Annotated in this window: 15 protein-coding genes and 1 pseudogene; 6 read left to right on the top strand and 10 right to left on the bottom strand. The window is 39.4% G+C overall.

Going from position 1 to position 15,102, the window contains the following annotated elements:
• Positions 1-282: 282 nt before the first annotated feature.
• A complete protein-coding gene (locus ACFG4S_RS24465; RefSeq protein WP_392531537.1) occupies positions 283-432 on the bottom strand; it encodes a hypothetical protein in 150 nt (49 codons plus the stop codon).
• Between the two features lie 152 nt (positions 433-584).
• Between ACFG4S_RS24465 and ACFG4S_RS24470 the strand changes: the two genes are divergently transcribed.
• Positions 585-1,199, top strand: a complete 615-nt coding sequence (locus tag ACFG4S_RS24470; protein WP_392531538.1) for a Uma2 family endonuclease — start codon at positions 585-587, stop codon at positions 1,197-1,199.
• A gap of 141 nt (positions 1,200-1,340) precedes the next feature.
• Complete coding sequence (gene urtE / locus ACFG4S_RS24475; protein WP_392531539.1) at positions 1,341-2,039, top strand: urea ABC transporter ATP-binding subunit UrtE; 699 nt, start codon at positions 1,341-1,343, stop codon at positions 2,037-2,039.
• On the opposite strand, the gene ACFG4S_RS24480 is transcribed toward urtE, so the two are convergent.
• The 4 genes and pseudogenes from ACFG4S_RS24480 to ACFG4S_RS24495 all read right to left on the bottom strand — a co-directional run bounded on the left by ACFG4S_RS24480 (position 2,002) and on the right by ACFG4S_RS24495 (position 6,077).
• Positions 2,002-2,730: a hypothetical protein gene (locus ACFG4S_RS24480; RefSeq protein ID WP_392531540.1), complete on the bottom strand. Its 729-nt coding sequence runs from the start codon at positions 2,728-2,730 to the stop codon at positions 2,002-2,004. The two genes, urtE and ACFG4S_RS24480, sit on opposite strands and share 38 nt — an antisense overlap.
• A gap of 130 nt (positions 2,731-2,860) precedes the next feature.
• Positions 2,861-4,171 (bottom strand): annotated as a pseudogene (locus ACFG4S_RS24485) (cytochrome P450).
• 95 nt (positions 4,172-4,266) lie between these two features.
• Complete coding sequence (locus ACFG4S_RS24490) at positions 4,267-5,202, bottom strand: hypothetical protein (protein ID WP_392531541.1); 936 nt, start codon at positions 5,200-5,202, stop codon at positions 4,267-4,269.
• A 2-nt stretch (positions 5,203-5,204) separates the two neighbouring features.
• Entirely contained in the window at positions 5,205-6,077 is an 873-nt protein-coding gene (locus ACFG4S_RS24495; RefSeq protein WP_392531542.1) for a hypothetical protein, read from the bottom strand.
• A gap of 346 nt (positions 6,078-6,423) precedes the next feature.
• Between ACFG4S_RS24495 and ACFG4S_RS24500 the strand changes: the two genes are divergently transcribed.
• From ACFG4S_RS24500 to ftsH3, 3 genes are all read left to right on the top strand, one after another.
• The gene (locus ACFG4S_RS24500; protein WP_392531543.1) at positions 6,424-7,209 is read left to right on the top strand and encodes a hypothetical protein; all 786 of its coding nucleotides are present in this window, start codon (positions 6,424-6,426) and stop codon (positions 7,207-7,209) included.
• Positions 7,210-7,420: 211 nt separating this feature from the next.
• Positions 7,421-8,215 (top strand): aminotransferase class IV, encoded by a 795-nt coding sequence (locus ACFG4S_RS24505; RefSeq protein ID WP_392531544.1) that lies wholly within the window; start codon positions 7,421-7,423, stop codon positions 8,213-8,215.
• Positions 8,216-8,334: 119 nt separating this feature from the next.
• The gene (gene ftsH3 / locus ACFG4S_RS24510; protein WP_392531545.1) at positions 8,335-10,176 is read left to right on the top strand and encodes an ATP-dependent zinc metalloprotease FtsH3; all 1,842 of its coding nucleotides are present in this window, start codon (positions 8,335-8,337) and stop codon (positions 10,174-10,176) included.
• A 550-nt stretch (positions 10,177-10,726) separates the two neighbouring features.
• Here ftsH3 and ACFG4S_RS24515 read toward each other — a convergent pair.
• The 5 genes from ACFG4S_RS24515 to ACFG4S_RS24535 form a co-directional block, all read right to left on the bottom strand.
• Positions 10,727-10,945: a hypothetical protein gene (locus ACFG4S_RS24515; protein WP_392536070.1), complete on the bottom strand. Its 219-nt coding sequence runs from the start codon at positions 10,943-10,945 to the stop codon at positions 10,727-10,729.
• Positions 10,946-11,315: 370 nt separating this feature from the next.
• Positions 11,316-11,879 carry a Uma2 family endonuclease gene (locus ACFG4S_RS24520; protein ID WP_392531546.1) on the bottom strand — a complete coding sequence of 188 codons (564 nt, stop codon included), beginning with the start codon at positions 11,877-11,879 and terminating at the stop codon, positions 11,316-11,318.
• Positions 11,880-11,890: 11 nt separating this feature from the next.
• Positions 11,891-12,697 carry a DUF3598 family protein gene (locus ACFG4S_RS24525; protein WP_392531547.1) on the bottom strand — a complete coding sequence of 269 codons (807 nt, stop codon included), beginning with the start codon at positions 12,695-12,697 and terminating at the stop codon, positions 11,891-11,893.
• A 36-nt stretch (positions 12,698-12,733) separates the two neighbouring features.
• Complete coding sequence (locus tag ACFG4S_RS24530; RefSeq protein ID WP_392531548.1) at positions 12,734-13,636, bottom strand: cell division protein FtsX; 903 nt, start codon at positions 13,634-13,636, stop codon at positions 12,734-12,736.
• Between the two features lie 69 nt (positions 13,637-13,705).
• Positions 13,706-13,888, bottom strand: coding sequence for a hypothetical protein (locus tag ACFG4S_RS24535; protein WP_392531549.1), 183 nt, complete (start codon positions 13,886-13,888; stop codon positions 13,706-13,708).
• 121 nt (positions 13,889-14,009) lie between these two features.
• On the opposite strand from ACFG4S_RS24535, the gene ACFG4S_RS24540 reads away from it, so the two are divergent.
• The gene (locus ACFG4S_RS24540; RefSeq protein WP_392531550.1) at positions 14,010-14,762 is read left to right on the top strand and encodes a hypothetical protein; all 753 of its coding nucleotides are present in this window, start codon (positions 14,010-14,012) and stop codon (positions 14,760-14,762) included.
• Positions 14,763-15,102: the final 340 nt, after the last annotated feature.

Consider the following 15,102-nt stretch of genomic DNA (forward strand, 5'->3'; position numbering starts at 1 on the left):
ATTATCAGGGCCTTGTTGGGTAACGCTTACGCTTAACTCAAGGGTATTGAGTTATGTCCCACAAGCAACTGAAGTTCCTTGCTAATAGTAAAAGTAATCTAAAGATTACTAAAATATCACCAAAAATCTTTAGTCTACTTCAGTAGACTTTAGCTATTAGCCTTGAACTGAAGTTCAAGGCGGGTGATGAAGCCAATAGGTAAGATACTAATCAAAGGTCAGAAGTTTTTCAGTTCTCGTCATTTGCTTTCCCTTCTTACCCTATACAGCCTACCACTGATTCTATGCAGTTTTCCCATTCTTATCTGATGCTTGTTCTGCAACATTTTTTAAGCGGGTTGCCCTGATTTTGCGGATGCGATCGCTACTGCGAACACCACCTGCCATTTCATATTCAGCGCTGTCTTTGCCGTACTTGATTGCAACCACCATTAACAGTTTCTCAGAAAGCTGCCTCAAGTTTTTTTCCATTACAAGGCTAGCGAGATTTTTTCAGAAATCAAATATGATTCTTATATCTCTTATCTTGCGGCACAATCCAGGGACAGCGATGGTAAAGTCAAATATATGTGGAAGTGGTAACTATGACTCAAACCCTACCCAAGTTAGTAACCTTTGAACAATTTATCGAGTGGTATCCCTCAAATGGGGCGCGATATGAACTACATAAAGGAGTCATTGTAGAAATGCCACCCCCAACTGGCGAACATGAAAATGTTGTTGGATTTTTGGCAGCACAGATAACCTTCCAGTTCTTGCAAATGGGACTTCCGTTTCGCATTCCCAAAACTGCTTTTGTGAAAACTCAGAGCAATAACTCAACATATTCTCCTGACATTTTGCTATTAAATCATAACAATCTCGTGAATGAACCTCTGTGGAGCAAGCAATCGACTGTTATTCAAGCTGCATCTATCCCACTAGCTGTTGAAGTTATTAGCACCAACTGGCGAGATGACTACTATGACAAATTCAGGGATTATGAGGAAATGGGGATTCCTGAGTATTGGATTGTAGACTATGCTGCGATCGGTGGCAAAAGATTTACTGGTAATCCTAAACAAAAAACCATTACAATTTGCGAGTTAGTTGACGGAGATTATCAAATGACTGTGTTTAGGGGAAATAATTTTATTGCATCGCCTTTATTCCCCCAACTCAACTTGACAGCACAACAAATTTTTGATTCTGCTTTGTAAGTTTCGGTTTGAACGTATAGCGGCAGTCCAAGATACACCAGATTCATAATTAGCTGCTAGGAACAGATAAATTTGGCTTAACCCGTTTCACGAAGGTTAGCGGCATTAGTTCAAATCAAAACTAACAGTAAAAATTATTTTATGCTAAAAATCTCTAACCTCAACGTTTACTACGGCGAAAGCCACATTCTTCGCAATGTAGATTTAACCGTGCCATCTGGTCAAATGGTCTGCCTCATCGGACGCAATGGTGTAGGAAAAACCACCCTACTCAAAACCATCATGGGTTTACTCAAACCCCGCAGCGGCACAATTAACTTAGCTGAACAATTAATCAACTCCAAATCTCCAGACCAAAGAGCAAAATTAGGAATTGGTTATGTCCCCCAAGGACGAGAAATTATTCCCCGCTTGACAGTCAAAGAAAATCTGTTGCTGGGACTAGAAGCCAGACGCAACCCAGTCAAAAAAGCTGAAATTCCCGAAGAAACTTTTAGCTTATTTCCGGTGTTAAAAACCATGCTTTCGCGCATGGGTGGCGATTTGAGTGGGGGACAACAGCAACAACTGGCGATCGCTCGTGCTTTAATAGGACAACCCCAATTACTTGTCTTAGATGAACCCACTGAAGGTATTCAACCCTCCATCATCCTAGAAATTGAAGCCGCAGTTCGTCGCATCGTCGAAACCACAGGTATTTCTGTTTTATTGGTAGAGCAACATTTGCACTTTGTTCGTCAAGCCGATTACTATTACGCCATGCAAAAAGGCGGTATTGTCGCCTCTGGTTCCACAGCCGAACTCAGCCAAGATGTGATTCAAAGGTTTTTAGCGGTTTAATTGTTGAGGTTTTTATATCAATAGTGTCAGAAGCAATTAAATCTGAGGCTTCTTGTAAAAGTTGATGCTGTTCTTGTTGAATTACTTCTAAACGATGAGAAATTTCTGCTAAACGTTGTTGTTTATTAGTTGGGAAATTTTCAGGTAGTAAAGCTGGTATATTCTCAGTTTTTTTATTAGCTGTGATTCGTTGAACAACAAAACTCCCGACTTGAGTTAAAAAAAGAAAACTAACTTGAATCAAACCCTGAACTAATTTTACTGGAACTTGGAGTATCGACCAACTAGCTGTTTCAATTAAGCGGACAATTGCTCTGATGATACTCCACAGTAGAGCCAGCGCAAATACTAAAATTACTAAACTAATAATTGGATGATTAGCTGCCCAACCTAGTATTTGAACTAACCAAAAAACCACAGGGTGTTGTGTCAGCCAATCATTAACAGAAGAATTAATTGCTGTTTGTATTGCTCCCGATGTCGTACTTTTAAATTGCTCAGCTGTTTGCCAACTTTGTTCCAAAGAACCTTTAGCTTGTTCCAGAGTTGTGGTAACTTTATTAACTGCCCTATCGGTGGTAGTAGCTGCTCTGTCCTGCAAAGACTGTCTAGCTTGTTGCACTATATCTTTCGCTGTTTGCAAGCCTTGCAAAACTTCTTCAGGCAAATTTCTATCTATAGGAAGTGCCATAAGCTGTTACGCATAAAACTAGTACATTTACCTGATGACGGTTGACCGTTGACTGATGACGATAATCGTCAACCGTCAACGATTATAAAGAATGTTTAGATAATTTAGACGCATATCAGCTTCAAACATTTCACCGACGCTTAAATCGAACTTGCAACCCATCTTTAGGGCGATTAGGAATTCCCATTGTATCTAAACTTTGATTGGGCAAGATTTCCCAATCATAGCTGCGTAAAAGATGAGCAGCGATAATCTTCATTTCCATTTTGGCAAAAGCTATGCCAATACAGATGCGTGACCCACCGCCAAAACCAACTAAACTAAAAGGATACTGTTTGTGTTCTTGACGCTGAGGACTGAATCGGTCTGGATCGAAACGCTCAGGCTCAGAGTAAATTTCTGGTAGACGATGAGTAAGGGCGATGGAATAGTATAATTGCCAACCAGCAGGAACATTAAACCCTTTAAATTCAAATTATTTCACAACACCACGAAATCCCGCACCAACTGACGGGCGTAGTCTTTCAACTTCCCATAAAACTTGTTCTAAATAGGGCATTTGCCCCAGTTGTTGCAAAGTTAAAGGACTAATATCGGCCAGTTTTAATTGTTCTTCCCTGGCGCGTTGCAGTACCTCTGGATGACGCGCTAATTCTAGACACAACCAAGTCAACATTGTAGTCGTAGTGTCATGTCCGGCAAAAAGTAGTAGTAGGGCTTGAGCAATGAGTTCTTTTTCACTCATGCGGTTACCTTCTTCATCTTCAGCTTGTACTAACAAACTCAAAACATCTTTAGTTGGGTTTTGCTGGCGTTCTCTGACAACCTTAGTTACATGTTCTAAAATTTGATTACGAGCTGCTACAGCTTTCCCAAATTTAGTAAATGGTAACGGCAACGAATTAAGAGCAAATAGCCCACTTGACAGGGTTGTAAACAACTGGCTAAGGCGCATACCTTCGAGGCCAGGACTCGTACCCAATAACAATTGACTAGCAATATCAAACGTCAGTTGTTTAAACTCTGAAAACCAGGTAAACTCCTGCTGATTTTCCCACTTTTGCAGATAAATACATGTGATATCTTCCATTGTGGTGAAATAATTCGCTAATGCTCGACCATGCAAAGCTGGCATCATTAAACGGCGATTTCTGCGGTGTTCCTCTCCATCTTGCAGAAAAAGCGATTCACCGAGCAATATCTTAAAATTAGCAGGCCATCCCTGACGCCAAGAAAAATTTTCCAGATGGCTTGATAAAACGAACTCTAATGCTTCCGTCCCTAGCATCACTACAGTAGGTCTCCCCAGTAGATGAGTTTTGAATATTGACCCGTACTGGCGATAGCGTTTTTTGCTAAAGTCACGGTCTAGAAAGAAGGCAAGTGTCTCGCCTAATATAGGTAAGCCAAAGCTTCCAGGAGGAATTTTATTGCTCTTCATATTTTAATTAAATTTCATTACTTTATGAAAAAAGTCATTTCAACTTGGAGACTTTTTATAAAGTAAATCTTAATTAGCCTTGTTTTGTCACTCGGCTATGAAGATAGTAAACGATGCAAAATCAATTTACTAATTCGTGGTTGGATAAAACTTAAAATGTACTCTACCAGTTTTGGTGCCATAACTGAAGAAAAAGGCAATAAGAAAGCATTAACGTCATTAAACTCATTAGTCCCGCCAACAACAAGACTAGGTATGAGACAAACTATTCCCCACGCCAACCAATTTACAGATTTAGAGTTGATAGTAGTACGTCTTTGAAACTGATTAAGAAGCACATAGCGGCTGATAGAAAATAATATACTTAATCCTAACCAAACAAATATTGATAGGATCTGATTTGGTAGATAGAGATTGTATACTAAAAAACCAGCATTAAATGACGAAGCTATCTCCCAAACTAATAAATTTGGGTTAATCTGCAACCTACTTATTAGTTTTTCAGCCAGCCAAGAATGAACAGAGACAATTATCGAATATTGGGAATTTTCGAGAAAATCCCACCTGATTTTGTGGAATATATCACCATGATAAATGATAGTAGTTTGCAAAACAATATCTTTATCTTCATAAGCATCTGATGCTAATTGAGCTTGCTTATAGTAACAATTGAAGGTAATTCCAGACTCTAGTCTTGTTTGATTTTGTGGGGTTTTATTTAGAAACGCCTTTAAAATATCTAATATCAGAATAATATCAAAATTTAGATAAATTTGTTTTTTATATTTCAGTCTAATATTTTTGTTAAAACAGATAAAGTACCAAAGATATACTATCAGCTTTGGCGGAATATCTAGAGAAGTATCAGTTTTTTTTACTTGTTGAATCTGTTCTACAATTTTATCATTTAGGTAAAAACTACACTGTCCTTGCTCAATTTTAACTTCAAAGCGATCGCCCTGAGGAATTTGTACAAACAGAGTCACTGCTACATTAGTTTGATTATCTGTTTTTATTAAATCGGTGTACATTATCAAGATAACTTTGCGATACCTTTTACCAAATTAATCAAAAAACTAAGTGTTTCATGCCACTGTTTCTCTCCAGAGACTAAACCTTCGTTATGTGTATTAATGATTAAGGTTTTAGCTTCTTCGGGTAAATCAAACAGTTCTTTACTATAACGAGTAATAATATCTCCATCTAATTGCATCACTGTTTGGACATAAATAATGTCAGTTTTAGTACTTGTGACATTACCACCATCAAGTGCTGCTTTAAGTTCAGATATTTTCCGCAAGGTGCGAACAAATTTACTATTATCTAAAAGCTTTTCAATTTCTTTAAAATTTTCAATCCAATTTTCTTGCTCGTTTTTATCTTTGTCATCAAGAACAGGAGTTGGAGCTGGTAATATTGGTTGGCCTAGTTTTACGTTAGCCTCATCAGATTCAACTAGGTTTTTTTGATATTTCTTCGCGTCTTCCAGATTTTGACGATATCTTTTTACCCTATCATCTTCAGGATTATAAAATCCTGAATCTTGTTCGAGATAAAGGTAAAAATATTCTCTTTCAAGTTGGTCAAATAGATTTTTATAACGCTGACGTAATTCTTGAGCTTCAGAACCTTCTTTGGGAATTCCCTTTGCCTCAAAATAATTGGGGTCATGTATAGAATAAATTTCCTGATATGCTTCCCAAGGGCTAAACTTTGATCCATTAATTGTCTCAACAACCATAGTATTGACTTCTAAGGCTGTGATATCAGAAATTAATGTCTGTACAGACGATACTAGATTATTCAACAATCCTCTGGCTAAGTTTTCAATATCTTGAGGTTTATGATTAGTTTTACTTTTAGTGTCAATAGCATTTTGATCTTGAGTTTGGATCTTATTAGACATAATAATTTTCTAGAGATGCAAGGTTTAAATGTGAAACAATACTAAATTTTAGATGATGTCACAAACTTTACTATTTTTTGTTGAATAAATTAAGCAAAATTTAAAGAATTTAATAATTCCATAAAGTCTTTATTAAGAAAAGTAAAGTCAAGATTTATAAAAGCTAATTTCCTCTTGATAGAGAAAATTGTTTATTTACATTACTTACAGAAGTAAAATATAATACTTGTAATTTTTCATAGAGATTGCAGGTATAGAAATTAGATTTTATTACTGAACTTATTTGCGTAGTTAGGGAATAGATGTGTACTTAGTTTTTTCCAAAATCAAATACGAGTCCTATATTATGTTGTTATCGCGTAAAGCCATTGTCACACCTTTGATAGTATGTATGTGTATTTTAGGAGTTGGGTTGATTCAATTACCGCGACTCCAAAAACTGCTAAAGAGCAAACAATCCGCGTCTTTAGAAACTTTAGAAAAAGATATTAAATCAGAAAATATCCGCCTTCATTTTCTCAAAAAAATGCCTACTTTTGGCTATGATAATATTATTGCAGATTTCGTATATCTCAATTTTGTCCAATATTTTGGAGATGATGAAGTTAGAGATAAAACTGGTTACAGTTTAAGTCCCGAATATTTTGAAGTAATTTTAGAACGTGACCCACGATTTTTAGCAGCGTATCAGAGTCTTTCTATTAGTACTTCATTATATGCTGCCATGCCTGAACGCACGATCGCACTTTCAGAGAAAGGCTTAAAATCACTATCTCCCTGGGTTCCCGAAAAGTCTTATTACGTGTGGCGTTATAAAGGAACTGATGAGTTATTATTTTTAGGCAATCCTCATGCTGCTGAGCAGTCTTTTGCAACAGCAGCAAAATGGGCGAGAAACTTTTCAGATGAAGAAAGTCAGTTTATCGCTACTAGTTCTCAAAAAACTGCTGATTTTCTCAAGCGTAACCCTAACAGCAAATATGCTCAGATTGCTACCTGGGCAATTATTTTAAATAATCAAGTTGACAAGAAAACTGAGAAACGGGCAATTAGGGAAATAGAGGCTTTGGGCGGCAAAATAATTATAACTCCTGAAGGAATTCGTAAAATTGCATTCCCTCCAAAGGATTAAATTATTGGAGATTGGGGACTTGTACTGAGTTTCGACTACGCTCAAATCGAGCGACTTGCACTGAGCGGCGTCGAAGTGAGTCGAGATTCAACTACCGCAAAGCCGAAGTAGCCGAGGTAGCGAAGCCGTTGGCGCAGCCTCTCGTAGAGAAGGGAGCCGAAGTATTGGGGATTGGGGATGGTGAGAGAAAAAGGAGAATAACAAATGACAAATGACAAATAATATTTTTTGGTATGACGGTAAATTAATTTACTCGCAAACCCTAGAATTGAATATTAACGATCCAGGGTTGCTTTATGGGGCGACGATTTTTACAACGTTGCGGGTTTATGAAAATTCGCTAGATCATAATTTAACTCATTGGCAAGCGCATTGCGATCGCCTACTATTCTCACTACAGTCTTTTAGTTGGCGTCAACCCGATTGGATACGTGTACGTCAAGGCGCCCAATTTCTCATAGAACACTTCCCAGTTCTCAGAATTACCCTTTTTCCCGATGGACGAGAGTGGATAACTGGCAGATTTTTACCACCTGATTTAACAGAAAAACAAAAAAATGGTATAATATGCGCCCTTGCAAGTTCAGAATTTTCTCGTTCTCTGCCTTCTCATAAAACTGGAAACTATTTGAGTGCTTGGTTAGCAAAAACTAGCTCAGATGCCCAAGAAGCAATATTAGTGGATGCCCAAGGAAATTGGTTAGAAACCAGCACAGGTAACCTCTTTGGGTGGTGGAATGATAGTTGGTGGACGCCACCAATCAAGGCAGGAATTTTGCCAGGAATATTGCGATCGCAACTTATAAACTGGTTACAAAAGCACCAACAACCAATACAACAAGAACCTTGGAGTATAGAGCTAGTAGAGAGATTTTCCGCGATCGCCTACACTAATAGCGTGGTTGAAATTATCCCCATTCATACCGTTCATCAGCCGACAGGATCGCTACAATATAATCCTCACCATCCTAGTTTTCAGCAAATAAGGGAGCTTTTTTTAGCATGACAGCCACGTTAATTTGTTATATCTTAAGATAAGTTAACATAATTCTTAATAATGACCTCTCGGCTCACAGACAGCACTCGCTACGCGATGGCGCGAAAAATACAGGAGGATAGACCTTAGTGAATAAAAGATGGAGAAACGCAGGGCTGTACGCGCTGCTATTTATTGTCGTCATTGCGCTGGGCACAGCATTCTTTGACAAACAACCCCAAAGCAGAGAGACATGGCGATACAGTCGGTTTATTCAAGAAGTTGAACAAGGCAAAGTAGAAAAAGTCAGTCTGAGTGCAGACCGTTCTACAGCCCTGGTTACACCCAAATATGACCCGAATAAACGGATTGTTACCTTAGTCAACGATCCAGACTTAATCAATACTCTGACTTCAAAAGGCGTTGATATTTCTGTTTTGCCCCAAACCGATGAAGGATTTTGGTTTAAGGCGCTGAGCAGTTTATTTTTCCCTGTATTGCTTTTGGTTGGTTTATTCTTCTTGCTACGTCGCGCTCAAAGTGGCCCGGGTAGCCAAGCAATGAACTTTGGCAAATCCAAAGCGAGAGTCCAGATGGAACCCCAAACTCAGGTGACATTTGGTGATGTCGCTGGGATTGACCAAGCCAAGTTGGAATTAAATGAAGTCGTAGACTTTCTGAAAAATGCCGATCGCTTTACTGCTGTTGGTGCAAAAATTCCTAAGGGTGTGCTGTTAGTTGGTCCTCCTGGTACAGGTAAAACCCTCCTCGCTCGTGCTGTAGCTGGTGAAGCTGGTGTTCCTTTCTTCTCAATCTCCGGTTCAGAATTTGTGGAAATGTTCGTAGGTGTGGGTGCATCCCGCGTCCGCGACTTATTTGAACAAGCCAAATCCAATGCTCCTTGCATCGTCTTCATCGATGAAATTGACGCCGTAGGTCGTCAGCGGGGTGCAGGTTTAGGCGGTGGTAACGATGAACGGGAACAAACCCTCAACCAGCTGCTCACAGAAATGGACGGCTTTGAAGGCAATACCGGCATCATCATTATTGCTGCTACCAACCGTCCCGATGTCCTAGATGCAGCACTACTGCGTCCTGGTCGTTTTGACCGTCAAGTTGTGGTAGACCGTCCTGACTATGCTGGACGTAGCGAAATCCTCAAGGTACATGCCCGTGGCAAAACCTTGGCGAAAGATGTGGACTTGGATAAAATTGCCCGTCGTACTCCTGGATTTACCGGCGCAGATTTATCTAACTTGTTGAATGAAGCCGCAATTTTGGCAGCACGCCGAAATTTAACTGAGATTTCGATGGATGAAATCAACGATGCGATCGATCGCGTCTTAGCTGGTCCAGAGAAGAAAGACCGGGTAATGAGCGAAAAGCGCAAGACCTTGGTAGCATATCACGAAGCCGGTCACGCCTTAGTTGGTGCTTTAATGCCCGACTATGACCCAGTACAAAAAATTAGCATCATTCCTCGTGGTCGCGCAGGTGGTTTAACTTGGTTCACCCCCAGCGAAGACCGCATGGACACTGGTTTATATAGCCGCGCTTATCTGGAAAATCAGATGGCTGTGGCTTTGGGCGGACGCATCGCTGAAGAATTAATCTTTGGTGAAGAAGAAGTGACCACAGGTGCTTCTAACGACTTGCAACAAGTAGCACGAGTGGCGCGTCAAATGATCACCCGATTTGGAATGAGCGATCGCTTAGGTCCAGTCGCTCTTGGTCGTCAACAAGGTAATATGTTCCTGGGACGAGACATCATGTCAGAACGTGATTTCTCTGAAGAAACCGCTGCTGCTATCGATGAAGAAGTCCGCAAATTAGTTGATGTAGCTTACACACGCGCGAAAGAAGTGTTAATGGGCAACCGCCACATTCTAGATCAAATCGCGGAAATGCTGGTTGATAAAGAAACCGTAGATGCCGAAGAATTGCAAGAAATTCTGGCAAATAACGATGTGAAAACTGCTGCGTTTGCTTAATTAAGCATAAGTAAGGCAATTAATTAATTTTCCTTACATCCTTGCATCAAAAGCCCGACCTATATGGTCGGGCTTTTAATATGGGGTTATATACCCCGGAGGTTTCGTTATAGAGTTTCGGTATAATCTGCTCATCTGATAGAGACTACCACCCCACCATAAGCAATTCCGGAAAATTACAAATTTTTTTAGACACACGGAATCTAAGGGACTATAACAATTCAAAATTCAAAAGTGAAAAAATTGTCAACCCATCATGTTACAATCAAGATATCAGGCAAAAGCGATTGTATTGATGTAACTAGTCAAGACAAAGTTTTCTAAGGCTGCAAGAACCCTTAGGGATATTTGTATCAAATTGAATAAAAATTAGAGATCGGGGTAAATTTGAGATTTTAGAGAATTACCCCGATTATTTTGAATGCTAAAAGTTGATGCATTCTCTGTAGCACCCCCTATGGCGATGGAAAGTCTTCTGCTTTAGATTAAGTTTCTGAATCTTGACAACACTAGAGTGAATAATGACTGGATACCCAACCAGGCGCCTAGCTTAAACCTTTGATGTCGGCTTTAAAAATAGCCATGCCACAAAGAAGGTAGCCGCCGTGAATAGTTGCGTCAAATCTAAAGCTGATAGATAGCCATCTGCAAATGAAGCAATACTGCGATCGGTAATACCAAATACCCAAGATGATAAGCCAAATAGCCAAATACCACTCTTGAGATTTCCGAGAAATTCCTTGGAATCTGATGGTTTTTGGTCATTCACGATCTTCTGCTCCATTGGTGAATAATCTAGTGATTGATGAGAAATATTTGCCATGAGGAAGTTTTTGACTTTGAAGCCTAAATTTACACTTATCTATTAACAATATTAATAAATATTTCACCTACTTGACTTCACTCCCCAAAGGTATGTTTGGTAATTCTGACATTATTTCTTTGGTTCTGTCACCTCTGATAGATGGCAAAACGTGGAGTTCCAAGCTTTATAACATTGGGCTTGAGTACCCCAAGTGAGTTTTGTCAAGAAATTGCACTGGTAAATGAAGGTTGAGTAAGCAATATAATTTCTCTGAGACAGATAGAGCGATCGCTAGATTATGGTTATCTGTCAGACAATGGCTTAAAATTATTAGTCACTCCAGCAACCAGCTAAATAAACCTTCTACTGTCAGGCTGAAATTTTTAGCAAATTCCGGCACTGGTAACTGTATTCCTGGTTCTTCGTAAAAAGTACTCGGTTGATCTGGCAAGTAAACAAACACAGATTTTTCTTCAGGATCAATTAGCCATCCCATCTGAGTTCCATACTTGAGGCAATGCAGAATGTTCTTGGTAACTTTAGTTTGACTTTGATCGGGAGATAAAATTTCAATTGTCCAATCTGGGGCATTTGAGAAGACGTTAGCAACCCCACCATTTTCTTTACGGGGAATTCTATCCCAGATAAACACAGAAATGTCAGGTACAATTGAACGTTCGCCAAATGTACAGCGAAGTTCACAGAAAGCCCGTGCAATTTGCTTAGATTTTACCACCAAGTTAATTGCAGGTGCTAACTCGGTCTGAAGTGCGCTATGTTCTCCTTGTGGCAGCGGTTTTTGGACGATCCGCCCATCAATGTACTCACTAGCAGGTACTGTCTCTGGCAAATCTAGAAATTCACTAAGAGTAATAGGTTTAGCAGGGGTCTGTACCATTTAAGGTTTCCTTACACTCTTGATTCAGTCACTAATGTCAGGCTAACCCATTCGCCTTTGTCGTTATAACTGCGAATCATTCGTTGACGGAGGTTTGGCTGGATTAACCAACCCGCTTCTAAGAATAGAGGTTGACGTACCTGGACTTTGAGTGGTGAAGTTGCAGAAGCGCCATCAGGTAGTAGTAATACTTGTATCAGTTTTTCGGGATCTTGGTCAAAGAGAACGATGGAACCTTTGACAGTTGCGCTTGAGGTAATTGTGCGTTCTGCAAAAGAAGTACTTTGAACTAATCGCCCAGTATTATCTAGTTGTAATTTTAAGGTTGTAGAGTAAGTATCAGGCGATCGCCAATCTGGATATATTGTCACTGCTTCACCTTGCCATTCTCCCAACAAGTCATCTATCTGCAAAGGTGGACGTTCTGCGGTTGGGGTTCCTGCTAGATGTTCTCGAATTAAGATTACTTCATTTAGCTGACCGTTTTTATCAAACAATTGCACCAGACGTAAACGGCGATTTTCGCGAACAAAGGCGAGTTCTCCGCCGAATTCGGAAAATGCTCCTAGCTGAATTAAACCTTCAGAAAATGAACCATTTTCAAAGAATAGCAGACCCCCTCCCACAGAACTAAATTCTCTAATTACATCTCGTCCCGAACGGGTGAGAGTTAGGCGTACCGTCTGGTTATTGTTCAAATGTTCTAGGGAAAGAACGCTGGGAGTATCTTTTAGGAAATTGCCTTGGGGAGAAAAATTGGTGAATGAACCTTCCCAAACACCGAGATTTTGCAGAAAACATTCCCATTGTGATTTCATAACAATTCTCCTTTACCCATGCCTAATGCCTAATTTCTATCCTTTAGCAAAACGTCGGACAGCAAATAAGCTACCCATTAATCCTACCGCGGCACCGAAACTTAAGAGAATCAGGGGCAATAATAAAATTTGGGCTGGAGTGAGTTGTATTCCGTTGGTGATAAATTGAATAAACTCAGGTTGATTGGCTAGCAACTTACCCAGAAACTGTTGAATCACAGAAATAAAACTCCAAGCGATCGCACCACCAACTAAACCAAAAGTAATTCCTTGTAAAATAAACGGGAGATAAATCCATACAGAAGTTGCTCCCACTAGTTGCATAATTTCAATTTCCTGGCGTCGCGCCATGACAATTAGGCGAATTGTGGTACTAGTTACGGCGATCGCTGTTAAAGTCAGAATAATCGTAATTGTTAAACTAATCCAGTTCAAGCCTTGGTGCAACTGGGCAATACGTTTGACCGCTTCATCAATATACTGCACCGCATCAACTCCCTGTAACTTAGCCAGTTGGGTTGCTAAAGTTGGAACAACTTGAGAATTACGGGCTTTCACCTTGATCTCATCAACCAAAGGATTTTCGCCTAGCTGCTGTGTAACACCGTCAATATCGGAAATTCTCATTTCCTTAACTAACTTATTCCAAGCTTGTTCTTTGGTAATTGTTTGTATCGCCGTTACCTCTGGCATCTTTGCTATTAGTGGCTCAATGCTTTCAGACTGAATATCCGGTTCGAGATAAACTGATACTTCTAGCTGGCTACCGAACTGATAAAGAAGTTTTTCGACTTGCCAAGAGGTTTGCAAACTCAAGCCGAATAAAAATAACAACACCGTCACAGTACTGATAGCAGCCCAATTCATCCAACCTCCCCGCAATAAACCGAGGAAAGTTTCTTTAAGCAGGTAGTCTAGTTTCGTGAGAGATTTAAACACACATCACCCCAGTCAAGAAGTCAGAATTCAGGAGTCAGAATTTATAATTGATAACTCAGAATTCTGAATTCAGCACTCTCCACCACTTCCTACGGTGTATACACAAGTACTCAAATCATTGCCTGGTAAGATACAAGCCGATATAGGCAAGGTTTCGAGTTGAGCAAGCTGATTATCAAAACCGTGACTGAAGATTAGCTGTATCTCGGAGTGCGTTAGAACCTTGGCGCGTCCGTGCCGATTTATTTTCATTGCCAGATATCCATACCATCAGTAGTTAATTTTATTGTTAGCACTTTATAGTTTTTGACATTCTACAGGGAATACTAAAATTTAGATTCCTTGTCAGAGAAGACTGATATTGCGAAAAACAATGAAAATACAGCTAGAAAAGCGAAGAGATCTAAACAGGGGAAGAATTGAGCAATTTCTTTTTTTAGTACTCAGTATAGCAATAGTGGTATCTTTACCAACTTGGCTATCACCGAACCCATTTGTTATTAAACAATTTGGCATAAATGATGTTACGCAGTTACTAAGTTTACTATTGCTTATTTCTCTCTTGCTGGAGCGTTCTCTAGAAGTTTTTATAACTACTTGGCGTGGTTCAACTGTAAAAGAATTAGATGTTAAAGTTTTGAAAAATAAACTGAAAATATCAGAAATTAAAAATGTTATAGAAAAGCAACCACAAACTGAGGTATCATCTGAGACAGTTAGGGAAAGTACAGTAAATACGGATGAAGTAAGTGGAAAGTCCGCGACAGTAATTAAAGAATCTTCCAAATTTGAACCTGAATTAATCAATCAATTAAATGTAGAAATTGATGATTTAAGGGCTAATGAGTTAGTTAGAGCTAACTACAGGTCGGATACAAGAAAAATTGCTCTAAGGTCATCTTTCATCTTGGGAATTATAATTAGTGCAATCGGTATACGAGCATTAGAAACCTTTATTAATGTGAAGGGATTACCTAGTCATCAAATATTAGTTTTTCGTTGGTTAGATGTGTTTTTAACAGGCGGTTTAATTGCCGGAGGTAGTGAAGGAATTCATAAGATTACACAGGTATTTATGGAATTTTTTGAAGCTACTACCGAACAAATTAAAGATAAGAGTAGCTAATTAGCTTAAGAGGTTGTTTGAAAAGTATTGGGCGAATAGAATTCGCTACTACCCTAGCATTGTCCACCTACGTGGACTAATACAAAATCAAGGATTTTTAACCCACGCAGGTGGGTAAAGTCTGGTGTAGCCGAGACTTCTAGTCGCCCGGTGAGTAATAAATTAGACTTTTCAAACAACCTCTAAAACGTTGTAGATGCTGACTTTTGTGAGAATTTGTTTATCTTGAGACAGGGTTAGCTACTGCACCAAAATCTGTAATTAATCGATTAAGTTTCATCGGTTCTGGCTCCCCACCACAATTTTAAGAGTTTGGCAGCCAATCCCTAATCCCTAATCG

Source organism: Nostoc sp. C117 (assembly GCF_043099735.1).
Taxonomy (GTDB): Bacteria; Cyanobacteriota; Cyanobacteriia; order Cyanobacteriales; family Nostocaceae; genus Nostoc.

Coding starts and splice junctions, on each gene's coding strand:
- urtE (WP_392531539.1), top strand. CDS start 1,341: ATGCTAAAAATCTCTAACCTCAACGTTTACTACGGCGAAAGCCACATT.
- ACFG4S_RS24480 (WP_392531540.1), bottom strand. CDS start 2,730: ATGGCACTTCCTATAGATAGAAATTTGCCTGAAGAAGTTTTGCAAGGC.
- ACFG4S_RS24525 (WP_392531547.1), bottom strand. CDS start 12,697: ATGAAATCACAATGGGAATGTTTTCTGCAAAATCTCGGTGTTTGGGAA.
- ACFG4S_RS24470 (WP_392531538.1), top strand. CDS start 585: ATGACTCAAACCCTACCCAAGTTAGTAACCTTTGAACAATTTATCGAG.
- ACFG4S_RS24465 (WP_392531537.1), bottom strand. CDS start 432: ATGGTGGTTGCAATCAAGTACGGCAAAGACAGCGCTGAATATGAAATG.
- ACFG4S_RS24500 (WP_392531543.1), top strand. CDS start 6,424: ATGTTGTTATCGCGTAAAGCCATTGTCACACCTTTGATAGTATGTATG.
- ACFG4S_RS24535 (WP_392531549.1), bottom strand. CDS start 13,888: ATGAAAATAAATCGGCACGGACGCGCCAAGGTTCTAACGCACTCCGAG.
- ACFG4S_RS24540 (WP_392531550.1), top strand. CDS start 14,010: ATGAAAATACAGCTAGAAAAGCGAAGAGATCTAAACAGGGGAAGAATT.
- ACFG4S_RS24490 (WP_392531541.1), bottom strand. CDS start 5,202: ATGTACACCGATTTAATAAAAACAGATAATCAAACTAATGTAGCAGTG.
- ACFG4S_RS24505 (WP_392531544.1), top strand. CDS start 7,421: ATGACAAATAATATTTTTTGGTATGACGGTAAATTAATTTACTCGCAA.
- ACFG4S_RS24495 (WP_392531542.1), bottom strand. CDS start 6,077: ATGTCTAATAAGATCCAAACTCAAGATCAAAATGCTATTGACACTAAA.
- ACFG4S_RS24520 (WP_392531546.1), bottom strand. CDS start 11,879: ATGGTACAGACCCCTGCTAAACCTATTACTCTTAGTGAATTTCTAGAT.